This is a genomic window from Kitasatospora sp. NPDC005748 (assembly GCF_040630735.1).
Classification (GTDB): Bacteria; Actinomycetota; Actinomycetes; order Streptomycetales; family Streptomycetaceae; genus Kitasatospora.
Map to the genome: position 1 here is coordinate 20,517 of NZ_JBEXYD010000076.1, position 12,335 is coordinate 32,851.

Consider the following 12,335-nt stretch of genomic DNA (forward strand, 5'->3'; position numbering starts at 1 on the left):
TGATCCTGCCCGCATCGCGCGGCGCGCGGGTGATGCCGCGGGACCGGCCGGGTGGCAGCATCGATAGCGAACGGCGAACGGAGGACCAGCGATGTCGACCTCGGGCCAGCCCACCCGCTTCGCCCCGGACCGCGGCCTGACCGGCCGGATGGTCGGGACCATGTTCGTGATCGGGCTCCTGTACGTGGGTTTCACCGGCCTGCTGATCGCGCTGCTGCGCGGCGCCTGGCCACTGATCGTGCTGATCTCCGGCGGGCTGTTCGTGGCCCAGTTCTGGTTCAGCGACAAGATCACCGAACGGGCGATGGGCGCCCACCGGGTGACCCCGGAGCAGTACCCCCAGCTGCACGGCACCGTCGACCGGCTCTGCGCCCTCGCCGACATGCCCAAACCCCGGGTGGCGGTCGCCGACAACGACATGCCGAACGCCTTCGCGACCGGCCGCAACCCGCAGAACGCGGTGGTCTGCGTCACCACCGGGCTGCTGCGGCGGCTGGAACCGGAGGAACTGGAGGGCGTCCTGGCGCACGAGCTGTCGCACGTCGCCCACCGGGACGTCGCGGTGATGACCATCGCCGGCTTCCTCGGCGTACTGGCCGGGGCGATGACCCGGATCGCGATGTACGGCGGCTTCATGGGCGGCGGCCGCAACAGCAACGACTCCAACGCCGCGATCGCCGCGCTGGTCATCCCGCTGGTGTCGGTGGTGGTGTACGCGATCAGCTTCCTGCTGACCCGGCTGCTCTCCCGCTACCGGGAGCTGGCCGCCGACCGGGCCGCCGCCCAGCTCACCGGCCGGCCCAGCGCACTGGCCTCGGCGCTCACCAAGGTGACCGGCCAGATCGCCGCGATCCCGACCAAGGACCTGCGCCAGGCCCAGCCGTACAACGCCTTCTACTTCGCCCCCGCGCTGAGCGCCCGGGAGGCCGCCTCGCAGCTGTTCTCCACCCACCCCTCGCTGGAGAAGCGGCTGGAGCAGCTGGCGAAGATCTCCACCCAGCTCGGCCGCTGAGCCGACGACACGCCCCGGAGGGGACCGCCGTGGGAATCCTGGACGCACTGTTCGGCCGCACCAAGCCCGTCCGGCCCGACCTCGACCAGCTGTTCGGCGTGCCCTCGGCCGCGCTGACCCTGGAGGCGGCGGCCAGCTTCCGGCCGACCGGCGTCGGGTCGGTCTGCTTCTCCTCGGTCGAGGGCGGCGCCTTCGTCGAGGTCGAGCGGCAGGTCCGGGCCCTGCTGGACGCCGACACCGAGCGCGGCGGCGTCCCGGTGGAGGCCTCCAAGGACGCCTACGGCTACTCCTGGCTGCTCGCCCGGCACACCCCCGAGGAGCTGCCGGAGCTGGTCAACGACCTGCACGCGGTCAACAGCGAGCTGGAGGGGAACGGCTTCGGCCCGCAGCTGCTCTGCTCGCTGGTGGCCTTCCGCGGCGCCGAGGGGCAGCCGCTGGCGCTGGTCTACCTGTACAAGCGCGGCACCTTCTACCCGTTCGCGCCGGTGCCGGGCGGCGGGGAGAAGCGCGACAGCCCGCTGGAACTGCAGGTCAACGCCATGCTGGGGAACGACCTGCGGCTGGAGAAGGACCTCACCCGCTGGTTCCCGGTCTGGGGCGCGCCGGGCCTGTGACGCCCCGTCGGGCCTGCCTATAGTCACCTGCATGCGCAGCCGCCAGTACGGACCCGACCTCACCCCGCCGTGGAAGCGGCAGCAGCCCGCCCCCGAGGTGCCCGCCGACCGGGACCTCGTGGTCGAGGAGGCCGCGACCGGCTTCTGCGGCGCGGTGGTGCGCTGCGAGAAGACCGCCGAGGGGTTCACCGTCACCCTGGAGGACCGGTTCGGCAAGCGGCGGGTGTTCCCGCTGGTGCCGCGCGGCTTCCTGCTGGAGGGCCGGACCGTCACCCTGGTCCGCCCCGCTGCCGCGGCGCCGGCTCCCCCGCGCGCGCCGGGCCGGACGGCCTCCGGCTCGGTCGCCGTCCCCGGAGCGCGGGCCCGGGTGGCCCGGGAGTCGCGGATCTACGTCGAGGGGCGGCACGACGCCGAACTGGTCGAGCGGGTCTGGGGGGACGACCTGCGGATCGAGGGCGTCGTCGTCGAGTACCTGGAGGGCATCGACGACCTGCCCGCGATCGTCGCCGACTTCGCCCCCGGCCCCGGCCGCCGGCTCGGCGTCCTGGTCGACCACCTGCTCCCCGGCACCAAGGAGCACCGGATCGCCGCCCGGGTCACCGGCGACGCCGTGCTGGTCGTCGGCCACCCGTACATCGACGTCTGGCAGGCCGTGAAGCCCTCCTCCGTCGGCATCCCCGGCTGGCCGGACGTCCCCTACGGCGAGGACTGGAAGGGGGGCGTCTGCCGCCGCCTCGGCTGGCCGGCCGACACCCCCGCCGCGTGGAAGCGGATCCTCGCCTCGGTCGACTCCTTCAAGGACCTGGAGCCCGCCCTCCTGGCGAAGGTCGAGGAACTGATCGACTTCGTCACCCTGGAGGACTGACCGGTCAGCCGTGGGCCCGCGACCGCGAGCCGGCGGCTGACACCACGGCGACGACTCTCAGTCCACCAGGTCGCGGACCACGGCGTCGGCCAGGAGGCGGCCCTGGAGGGTCAGGGTGGCCCGGCCGCGCTCATGGGTGGTGCGGTCGAGCAGGCCGTCGGCGAGGTGCCGGTCGGCGGCCGCGCGGCCGGTCGCGGTGAGCAGGTCCAGCGGGATGCCCTCGGCGAGGCGCAGTTCGAGCAGGATGCGCTCGACCCGGCGGTCCTCGTCGGTGAGCCGCTCGCGGCCCTGGGCCGGGGTGCGGCGCTCGGCGAGGGCGCGGGCGTAGCCGGCCGGGTGCTTGGCGTTCCACCAGCGGACGCCGCCGACGTGGCTGTGCGCGCCGGGGCCGGCGCCCCACCAGTCGCCGCCGGTCCAGTAGAGCTCGTTGTGGCGGCAGCGGCCCTGCGGGGTGGTGGCCCAGTTGGAGACCTCGTACCAGGAGTAGCCGGCGGCGGCGAGCGCCTGCTCGGCGATCAGGTAGCGGTCGGCGTGCACGTCGTCGTCGATCATCGGCAGCTCGCCGCGCTTGACCCGGGCGGCCAGCTTGGTGCCGTCCTCGACGATCAGCGAGTAGGCCGAGACGTGGTCCGGCCCGGCGCCGATCGCGGCGTCCAGGGAGGCCCGCCAGTCGTCGTCGGACTCGCCGGGGGTGCCGTAGATGAGGTCCAGGTTGACGTGCTCGAAGCCGGCCGCGCGGGCCTCGGCCACGCAGGCCTCCGGGCGGCCCGGGGTGTGGTGGCGGTCGAGCAGCCGCAGGACGTGCGGCCGGGCGCTCTGCATGCCGAAGGAGACCCGGTTGTAGCCGCCCTCGCGCAGTTCGGCGAGGTAGGCCGGGTCGACCGACTCGGGGTTGGCCTCGGTGGTCACCTCGGCGTCGTCGGCGAGCCCGAACTCCGCCCGGATCGCCGCCAGCATCTTCACCAGGTCCCGGGCGGGCAGCAGGGTGGGCGTGCCGCCGCCGAGGAAGACGGTCCGCACGGGCAGGTCGGTGTCGCCGAGGACCTCGCGGGCCAGTCGGATCTCGGCGACCACGTTGTCGGCGTAGGTCTCCTGGGAGGCGACGGCGCCGGAGGAGCGCAGCTCGGTGGCGGTGTAGGTGTTGAAGTCGCAGTAGCCGCAGCGGCTCGCGCAGTACGGCACGTGCAGGTAGAAGCCGAACGGCCGCGACCCGAGCCCGGCGAGGGCGTGCGCGGGCAGGGAACCGTCGGACGGCACGGGTTCGCCGTCGGGGAGTGCGGAGGGCATGACCCCATTGTCCCGTACGGCCCCGGTGATCATCGAGGCCGTGCGGGACGACGGACGGATCAGGCCTCGTTCGCGCCCGCGTACATCTCGGTGACGGCGTCCGCGTACGTCCGCTCGACCACCGGGCGCTTGATCTTCAGGCTCGGCGTGAGCTCGCCGTGCTCGATGTCCAGGTCGCGCGGGAGGAGGGTGAACTTCTTGATCGTCTGCCAGCGCTGGAGGTCGCCGTTGAGGCGCTGCACGAAGCCGTCGACCAGCTGGTGCACCTTCGGGTCGCCGACCACCTCGGCGTAGGACTTGCCGGCCAGGCCGTGCTCGGCCGCCCACGGCATGATCACCGACTCGTCCAGGCCGATCAGCGCGGTGCAGTAGTTGCGGCCGTTGCCGATCACCAGGATGTTGCTGACGAACGGGCAGACCGCCTTGAACTTGCCCTCCACCTCGCTCGGCGCGACGTACTTGCCGCCGGAGGTCTTGAACATGTCCTTCTTGCGGTCGGTGATCCGCAGGAAGCCGTCCTGGCCGATCTCGCCGATGTCCTCGGTGTGGAACCAGCCGTCCGGCTCCAGCACCTCGGCGGTCTTCTCCGGCAGGTTGTGGTAGCCGCGCATGACGCCGGGGCCGCGCAGCAGGATCTCGCCGTCCTCGGCGATCCGGACCTCGCTGCCGGGCAGCACGGTGCCGATGGTGCCGACCCGGAGGTCCTCGGCGGGGTTGACGCAGATCCCGGCCGAGCTCTCGGTCAGGCCGTAGCCCTCCAGGACGGGCACGCCGACGCCGGCGAAGAAGTAGCCGATCTCGGGTGCCAGCGCGGCACTGCCGGAGACCGAGCCGCGCATCCGCCCGCCGAACGCGGCCCGGATCTTGGCGTACACCAGCTTGTCGGCCAGCGCGTGCCGCACCCGCAGCCCCAGCGGGGCGCTGTCGTGCCCGGTGGCGATCCGGTTGGCCTGGGTGACCCGGGCGTAGTCGCGGGCGGTCTTCGCCGCCCACATGAAGATCTTGTACTTGGCGCCGCCCTCGGCCCGGGCCTTGCCGGCGATGCCGTTGTAGACCTTCTCGAAGATGCGCGGCGCCGAGGCCATCATGGTCGGGCGGATCACCGGCAGGTTGTGGATGATCCGGTCCACCCGGCCGTCCAGCGCCATCACGTGACCGGTGGCGATCTGGCCGCAGATCAGGCTCTTGCCGAACACGTGCGACAGCGGCAGCCACATGAACTGCACGTCGTCCGCGCGCAGCAGCCCGCTCTCCTCCTGCGCCCGCCCCTGGTACGCCCAGCAGTCGTGGACCAGCCGCACGCCCTTGGGGCGGCCGGTGGTGCCGGAGGTGTAGATCAGGGTGGCCAGCTGCTCCTTGTCGAGCGCGTCGACGGCCTGCCGCACGGCGTCCGGGTGCTGCTCCAGGTACTCGGCGCCGAGCTGCTCCAGCTCGGCCAGGGTGAGCACGTTCAGCCCGGGCGCCCCGGCGACCGGGCCGGTGCCGTCGAAGAGGACGGCGGTGCGCAGCTCGGGCAGCTGGCCGAGCTCGCCGACGACCTTGGCGAGCTGCTTCTCGTTCTCGACGAAGATCGCCCTGGAGCCCGAGTCGGAGAGGATGTAGGCCGTCTCGTCGGCGTTGGTGCTCGGGTAGACGGCCGTGGTGGCCGCGCCCGCGCACATGTTGCCGAGGTCGGCGATGACCCACTCCAGCCGGGTGGAGGACATCAGCGCGACCCGGTCCTCCGGGCTGATGCCCAGCGACAGCAGGCCGGCGGCCACCGCGTACACCCGGGTGGCGGTCTGCGCCCAGGTCAGCGAACGCCACTGCTCGGCGCCGGGGGCGCCGTCCGCCGCGTGCTCGTCCACCGGGACGGGGAAGCGGTAGGCCTCACCCGCCGGCGTGGCGGCGACCCGCTCCAGGAACAGGTGGGCGACGGAGGCGGGCCGCCCGGCGACGATGTCGGCACGGCCGGAGTCGATCAGGGACTGCGCGGAACTCAACGAGGACCTCCGGGGGCGGGTGGCCGTCTGAGGGATGTCGCGGCGCCCGTGGGGGCGGTCGCCGGGCCCCCGGGCAATCGATCCGATACCGGTGAGTAACAAGGGGGCAATCAGCAGCCTAGGGGGAAACCGGTCATTCCGTAAGAGGGTGAGGACAGCTGGCACACTGTCGAGCCGCCGGTGCACGGCGCAACCGGGCCCGCCGGTGCGTTCAGCAAAGGACTGGACAAACCTCGGGGCGCGGGGCCGGAATCAACTGTGCGAGTCCACAGAAGCATGAGAATTGGGATGCGAACCCCACTGCCGAAGACAAGAGTGTGCCAGTGCTGATCAGACTGCTGAGGGCGTACCTGCGCCCGTACTCCCGACCGATCTCCCTGCTGGTGCTCCTCCAGCTGGTGTCCACGCTCGCCCTGCTCTACCTGCCGACGCTGAACGCCGACATCATCGACCAGGGCGTGGTCAAGGGCGACACCGGTTACATCCTGCGCATCGGCGGAGTGATGATCGCCGTCACCGTCGCCCAGGCGCTCTGCTCGATCGGTGCCGTCTTCTACGGCGCGCGCACCGCCATGGCGTTCGGCCGGGACGTCCGGGCCGCCGTCTTCGACCGGGTGCAGACCTTCTCCGCCCGCGAGGTCGGCTCCTTCGGCGCCCCCTCCCTGATCACCCGGACGACCAACGACGTCCAGCAGGTCCAGATGCTGGCCCTGATGACCTTCACCCTGATGGTCGCCGCGCCGATCATGTGCGTGGGCGGCATCGTCATGGCGCTCAACCAGGACGTGCCGCTCTCCGCGCTGCTGCTGGCCGTCGTCCCCCTGCTGGGCGTCGTGGTCGCCCTGCTCGTCCGCACGCTGCGCCCGAAGTTCCGCAGCATGCAGAAGAAGATCGACACGGTGAACCGGGTCCTGCGCGAGCAGATCACCGGCATCCGGGTCATCCGCGCCTTCGTCAAGGACGACCACGAGCAGGCCCGGTTCGCCGGCGCCAACCGGGACCTGACCGGCGTCGCCCTCCAGGTCGGCCAGCTGATGTCGTTCATGTTCCCGGCCGTGATGCTGGTGGTGAACGCCTCCAGCGTCGCCGTGCTCTGGTTCGGCGCCATGCGCATCGACAGCGGCGGCATGGAGATCGGCGGGCTGACCGCCTTCCTCTCCTACCTGATGCAGATCCTGATGAGCGTCATGATGGCCACCTTCATGTTCATGATGGTGCCGCGCGCCGAGGTCTGCGCCGAGCGCATCCAGGAGGTCCTGGACACCAGCTCCAGCGTCGTCCCGCCGGCCACCCCCGTCACCGAACTCCTGGCCCGGGGCAAGCTCGAACTGCGCGCCGTCGAGTTCCGCTACCCCGGCGCCGAGGCCTCCGTCCTGCGCGGCGTCGACATCACCGCCCGCCCCGGCGAGACCACCGCCGTCATCGGCTCCACCGGCAGCGGCAAGTCCACCCTGCTCGGCCTCGTCCCCCGGCTCTTCGACGCCACCGCCGGACAGGTCCTGCTGGACGGCGTGGACGTCCGCGAACTCGCCCCCGAGACGATCGCCGAGACCGTCGGCCTCGTCCCGCAGAAGCCCTACCTGTTCACCGGCACCGTCGCCAGCAACCTGCGCTACGGCCGGCCCGACGCCACCGACGAGGAGCTCTGGCACGCCCTGGAGGTCGCCCAGGCCAAGGAGTTCGTCGAGCGCTTCCCCGAGGGCCTCGACGCGCCCATCGCCCAGGGCGGCAGCAACGTCTCCGGCGGCCAGCGCCAGCGCCTGGCGATCGCCCGCGCGCTCGTCCGCAAGCCCGGCGTCTACCTGTTCGACGACTCGTTCTCGGCGCTCGACTACGCCACCGACGCCAGGCTGCGCAGGGCCCTCTCCCGGGAGACCGCCGACGCCACCGTGCTGATCGTCGCCCAGCGCGTCTCCACCATCCGCGACGCCGACCGGATCGTCGTCCTGGACGAGGGCGCGGTCGTCGGCAGCGGCACCCACGGCGAACTGATGGCCGACAACCCGACGTACCGGGAGATCGTGCTCTCCCAGCTCACCGAGCAGGAGGCGGCGTGACCACCCCGCAGAAGAAGGCGCCCATGACGAAGGGCCCCGGCTCCGGCGAGGTGCCCAGCGACTCGCAGGCCGCCGCCGCCCGCCGCGGCCCGGCCGGCCCCGGCCGGTTCATGGGCGGCCAGGGCTCCGAGAAGTCGATGGACTTCAAGGGCTCGGGCAAGCGGCTGCTCGCCCTGCTCCGCCCCGAACGCGCCCTGCTCAGCGGCGTGCTGGCCCTCGGCGTGCTCAGCATCGGCTGCGCCGTGACCGGGCCCAAGGTGCTCGGCAGGGCCACCGACCTGATCTTCGCCGGCGTCGTCGGCCAGCAGTTCCCGGCCGGCATCTCCAAGGCGCAGGCCGTCGCGGACGTGCGGGCGCACGACGGCGGCGCCGCCGACCTGCTCTCCGCGGTCGACTTCACCCCCGGCCAGCACATGGACTTCGGCGCGATCGGCACCGTGCTGCTCTGGGTGCTGGCGATCTACGTCGCCTCCGCCGCCTTCGGCATCGTCCAGGGCCGGCTCGCCACCAAGGCGATCCAGCGGGCCAGCTACCGGCTGCGCCAGGACGTCGAGTCCAAGCTCGCCCGGCTGCCGCTCAGCTACTTCGACAAGCAGCCCCGCGGCGAGGTGCTCAGCCGGGTCACCAACGACATCGACAACATCGGCCAGTCCATGCAGCAGACCATGGGCCAGGTGGTGAACTCACTGCTCACCGTGGTCGGCGTGCTCGCCATGATGTTCTGGATCTCCCCGCTGCTCGCCCTGATCGCCCTGATCTCCGTCCCGCTGTCGGTCGTGGTGGCGACCAGGGTCGGCAAGCGGGCGCAGCCGCAGTTCGTCCAGCAGTGGAAGTCCACCGGGCAGCTGAACGCGCACATCGAGGAGATGTACACCGGCCACGCCCTGGTAAAGGTCTTCGGCCGGCAGAAGGAGTCCGCCGAGACCTTCCGGGAGCACAACGAGGCGCTGTACACGGCCAGCTTCCGGGCCCAGTTCATCTCCGGCATCATCCAGCCCGCGATGATGCTGATCGGCAACCTGCAGTACGTGCTGGTGGCCGTCGTCGGCGGCCTGCGGGTCGCCAGCGGCGCGCTGTCGATCGGCGACGTGCAGGCGTTCATCCAGTACTCGCGGCAGTTCAGCCAGCCGCTCACCCAGGTCGCCAGCATGGCCAACCTGGTGCAGTCCGGCGTCGCCTCCGCCGAGCGCGTCTTCGAGCTGCTGGACGCGCCCGAGCAGACCCCTGAGCCGGCCATGCCGGAACGCCCCGACGCGATCCGCGGCCGGGTCGCCTTCCAGGACGTCTCCTTCCGCTACGACCCCGACAAGCCGCTCATCGACGACCTCTCGCTGAAGGTCGAACCGGGCCAGACCGTCGCCATCGTCGGCCCGACCGGCGCCGGCAAGACCACCCTGGTCAACCTGCTGATGCGGTTCTACGAGGTCAGCGGCGGGCGGATCACCCTGGACGGGGTCGACATCGCGGCGATGTCCCGCGAGGACCTCCGCTCCGGCATCGGCATGGTCCTCCAGGACACCTGGCTGTTCGGCGGCACCATCGCCGAGAACATCGCCTACGGCGCCCAGGGCGCCACCCACGAGCAGGTCGTCGAGGCGGCCAGGGCCGCCCACGTGGACCGCTTCGTCCGGACCCTGCCGAACGGCTACGACACCGTCATCGACGACGAGGGCACCGGCGTCAGCACCGGCGAGAAGCAGCTGATCACCATCGCCCGGGCGTTCCTGGCGCAGCCGTCGATCCTGGTCCTGGACGAGGCGACCAGCTCGGTCGACACCCGGACCGAGGTGCTGATCCAGCGCGCCATGGCCCGGCTGCGCACCGGCCGCACCAGCTTCGTGATCGCCCACCGGCTCTCCACCATCCGGGACGCCGACGTGATCCTGGTGATGGAGAGCGGCTCGATCGTCGAACAGGGCACGCACGACGAGCTGATCGCCGCCGAGGGCGCGTACGCCCGCCTGTACCAGGCGCAGTTCGCCGAGGCCGTCGCCGAGGTGGACTGACCGGCGGGACGCGCCGGAGAGGGAGGTCGGGGTCACCCGGCCTCCCCCTCCGGTGTTCCGCCCACGGGGAGGCCGGGGGGCAGCGTGGCCCCGTCCGACGGGCGCCCCCTCGAACGCTCCGGCCGCCGCCCCGGGCCGCTACGGTGGGCCTGTGAGTGACGACCTGTCGGCCGCTGCCGCCGCACAACCCGACGCCTTCGAGGCCCACCGGCGCTACCTGGGCTCGGTCGCCTACCGGCTGCTCGGCTCGTTCAGCGACGCCGAGGACGTGCTGCAGGAGGCCTGGCTGCGCTGGCGCGGCACCGACCGGTCCGCCGTCGCCGACCCGCGCGCCTTCCTGACCACCGTCGTCACCCGGCTCTGCTACGACCAGCTGGGCTCCGCCCGGGCCCGCCGGGAGGCCTACTTCGGCGAATGGCTGCCCGAACCGGCCGTCTCCTACCAGGACTCCCCCGCCTCCCCGGCCGAGCTCGCCGAACTCGGCGAGTCCGTCTCGCTCGCGGTGCTCGCCGTCCTGGAGCAGCTCACCCCGGCCGAACGCGCCGCCTTCGTGCTCCACGACGTGTTCGCGGTCGGCTTCGACGAGATCGCCGCCTCCCTCGACCGCTCCCCCGACGCCGCCCGCCAGCTCGCCTCCCGGGCCCGGCGCCGGGTCAAGGACGGCGGGCGCCGCGCCACCGCCGACCCGGCCGAGCACCGGCAGGCCGTGGCCGCCTTCGCGGCGGCCAGTACCCGCGGCGACATCGAGGGCCTGCTGGCCGTGCTCGACCCGGACGTGGTCTGGCACTCCGACGGCGGCGGCGTCGTCAGCGCCGGCGCCCGCCCGGTCCTCGGCGCGGACAAGGTCTCCCGCCTGGTGGCCGGCCTGGTCGCGAAGTGGTTCCTGCCGGGCATGAGCCTGGTGCCCGCCCTGGTCAACGACGAGCCGGGGCTGCTCGTCCAGGACGCGGACGGCCGGCCCGGCGGCGTGCTGGCGTTCACCGTCGCCGACGGCCGGATCACCGAGGCCTTCGTGGTGGTCAACCCCGAGAAGCTGACCCGGGTGGCCGACGCCGCCGGCACGCCGACGGACCTGTGACCCGGCTCACCGTCACACCCTGACCGGCCGCGTCGTCCCCTTCCCGAACGGACACCGAGAACGTGTCGACAGAACGCTCCGCGGGGGCGTTTCGGAGGAGGCGGACGACATGACCGAGAAGCAGATCGTCGTACTGGGGGCCGGCTACGCGGGGCTGACCGCGGCGACCCGGGCGGGCCGGCACCACCGGGTGACCCTGATCGCCCCGGAGACCCGCTTCCTGCACCGCGTCCGCCAGCACGAGACCGCCGCCGGCCTCCCCGAGCACCGGCCCGCCCTGGCCGAGGTGGTCCGCGGCCGCGACGTGCGGCACATCCCGGCCCGGGCCACCGGCCTGGACCTCGCCGCCCGCAAGGTCTTCCTGGACACCGGTGAGGCCCTCCCCTACGACACCCTGGTCTACGCCCTCGGCAGCCGCACCGCCTGGCACGCCGTCCCCGGCGCCGCCGAGCACGCCTACTCCGCCGAGCGGGCCGCCGAACTGGGCGAGCGGCTGCGCACCGCCGGGCGGCCCGGCACCGTCGCCGTGGTCGGCGGCGGCGCCACCGGCATCGAACTGGCCACCGAGATCGCCGAGGCCCACCCCGCCTGGCGGGTGCGGATCGTCGCCGCCGGACAGGTCGGCGGCTGGTTCTCGGCCCGCGGCCGGGCCCACGTCCGCACCGTCATGGCCCGGCTCGGGATCGAGGTGCACGAGCGGCACACCGTCACCGGGGTCGACGCCGGGGGCCTCGACACCACCGGCGGCCGGATCGATGCCGACCTGGTCGCCTGGGCCGCCGCCATGGAGCCGCACCCGCTGGCGGCCGAGGCGGGCCTGACCGTCGACCCGGCCGGCCGGGCGGTGGTGGACGGCCACCTGCGCTCCGTCTCGCACCCGGAGGTCCACGTCATCGGCGACGCCGCCGCGGTGACCGTCCCCGGCACCGGCACCCTGCGGATGGGCTGCGCCACCGCCCAGCCGATGGGCCGCTACCTCGGCAAGCTGCTCACCGGGCGCACCGACAAACCCTTCGCGTTCCGCTACGCCGTGCAGTGCCTGAGCCTCGGCCGCCGGGACGGCCTGGTCCAGCTGATCCACGGCGACGACTCGATGCGGCCCTCGGTGCTGACCGGCCGGGCCGGGCGGCTGACCAAGGCCGCCATCGTCAACGGCGTGGTGTGGGCGCTGCGTTGAGAGCCTGAGCCGGGCCGCCGCACCGACCGGCCGCCGTGCGGACAGGCCGGCTCTGTGGGCAGGCCGACCGTGCGGGCAGGCCGACCGTGCGGACAGGCCGACCGTGCGGACAGGCCGACCGTGCGGACAGGCCGACCGTGCGGACAGGCCGACCGTGCGGACAGGCCGACGGGCCCGGGGCGAGACGCCCCGGTGCTCTGCGGGGCGGTGGTGGTGGGCCTGGGGATCGCCTCCCGGATCTACCTGCCGCGCGCGAT

At 72.9% G+C, this 12,335-nt stretch carries 9 protein-coding genes; 7 read left to right on the top strand and 2 right to left on the bottom strand.

All coding sequences use genetic code 11. From position 1 onward, the window contains the following. The first annotated feature begins 91 nt into the window (after positions 1-91). From htpX to ABZ495_RS32950, 3 genes are read left to right on the top strand one after another with little or no spacing between them, the layout of a single operon-like run. Complete coding sequence (gene htpX / locus ABZ495_RS32940) at positions 92-1,012, top strand: zinc metalloprotease HtpX (protein WP_352289092.1); 921 nt, start codon at positions 92-94, stop codon at positions 1,010-1,012. A 29-nt stretch (positions 1,013-1,041) separates the two neighbouring features. Then, a complete protein-coding gene (locus ABZ495_RS32945) occupies positions 1,042-1,626 on the top strand; it encodes a hypothetical protein (protein WP_359839496.1) in 585 nt (194 codons plus the stop codon). A gap of 31 nt (positions 1,627-1,657) precedes the next feature. Continuing rightward, the gene (locus ABZ495_RS32950) at positions 1,658-2,491 is read left to right on the top strand and encodes a DUF3097 domain-containing protein (RefSeq protein WP_329487591.1); all 834 of its coding nucleotides are present in this window, start codon (positions 1,658-1,660) and stop codon (positions 2,489-2,491) included. A 57-nt stretch (positions 2,492-2,548) separates the two neighbouring features. On the opposite strand, the gene hemW is transcribed toward ABZ495_RS32950, so the two are convergent. Continuing rightward, on the bottom strand, positions 2,549-3,778 hold the full coding sequence (gene hemW, locus ABZ495_RS32955; protein ID WP_329487592.1) for a radical SAM family heme chaperone HemW: 1,230 nt from the start codon (positions 3,776-3,778) through the stop codon (positions 2,549-2,551). Positions 3,779-3,837: 59 nt separating this feature from the next. Then, complete coding sequence (locus tag ABZ495_RS32960) at positions 3,838-5,760, bottom strand: long-chain fatty acid--CoA ligase (RefSeq protein WP_359808050.1); 1,923 nt, start codon at positions 5,758-5,760, stop codon at positions 3,838-3,840. Positions 5,761-6,083: 323 nt separating this feature from the next. On the opposite strand from ABZ495_RS32960, the gene ABZ495_RS32965 reads away from it, so the two are divergent. The 4 genes from ABZ495_RS32965 to ABZ495_RS32980 all read left to right on the top strand — a co-directional run bounded on the left by ABZ495_RS32965 (position 6,084) and on the right by ABZ495_RS32980 (position 12,078). Further along, a complete protein-coding gene (locus tag ABZ495_RS32965) occupies positions 6,084-7,817 on the top strand; it encodes an ABC transporter ATP-binding protein (protein ID WP_359839498.1) in 1,734 nt (577 codons plus the stop codon). A 23-nt stretch (positions 7,818-7,840) separates the two neighbouring features. Next, positions 7,841-9,823 carry an ABC transporter ATP-binding protein gene (locus tag ABZ495_RS32970; protein WP_329492095.1) on the top strand — a complete coding sequence of 661 codons (1,983 nt, stop codon included), beginning with the start codon at positions 7,841-7,843 and terminating at the stop codon, positions 9,821-9,823. Between the two features lie 151 nt (positions 9,824-9,974). Then, entirely contained in the window at positions 9,975-10,901 is a 927-nt protein-coding gene (sigJ, locus tag ABZ495_RS32975; protein WP_329487595.1) for an RNA polymerase sigma factor SigJ, read from the top strand. 109 nt (positions 10,902-11,010) lie between these two features. Beyond that, positions 11,011-12,078 (top strand): FAD-dependent oxidoreductase, encoded by a 1,068-nt coding sequence (locus tag ABZ495_RS32980; protein WP_359839500.1) that lies wholly within the window; start codon positions 11,011-11,013, stop codon positions 12,076-12,078. The last annotated feature ends 257 nt before the right edge of the window (positions 12,079-12,335 follow it).

What these genes read in the sequence shown, in the direction of transcription:
- ABZ495_RS32980 (WP_359839500.1), top strand. Translation starts at nt 11,011, where the DNA reads ATGACCGAGAAGCAGATCGTCGTACTGGGGGCCGGCTACGCGGGGCTG.
- ABZ495_RS32970 (WP_329492095.1), top strand. Translation starts at nt 7,841, where the DNA reads ATGACGAAGGGCCCCGGCTCCGGCGAGGTGCCCAGCGACTCGCAGGCC.
- hemW (WP_329487592.1), bottom strand. Translation starts at nt 3,778, where the DNA reads ATGCCCTCCGCACTCCCCGACGGCGAACCCGTGCCGTCCGACGGTTCC.
- htpX (WP_352289092.1), top strand. Translation starts at nt 92, where the DNA reads ATGTCGACCTCGGGCCAGCCCACCCGCTTCGCCCCGGACCGCGGCCTG.
- ABZ495_RS32950 (WP_329487591.1), top strand. Translation starts at nt 1,658, where the DNA reads ATGCGCAGCCGCCAGTACGGACCCGACCTCACCCCGCCGTGGAAGCGG.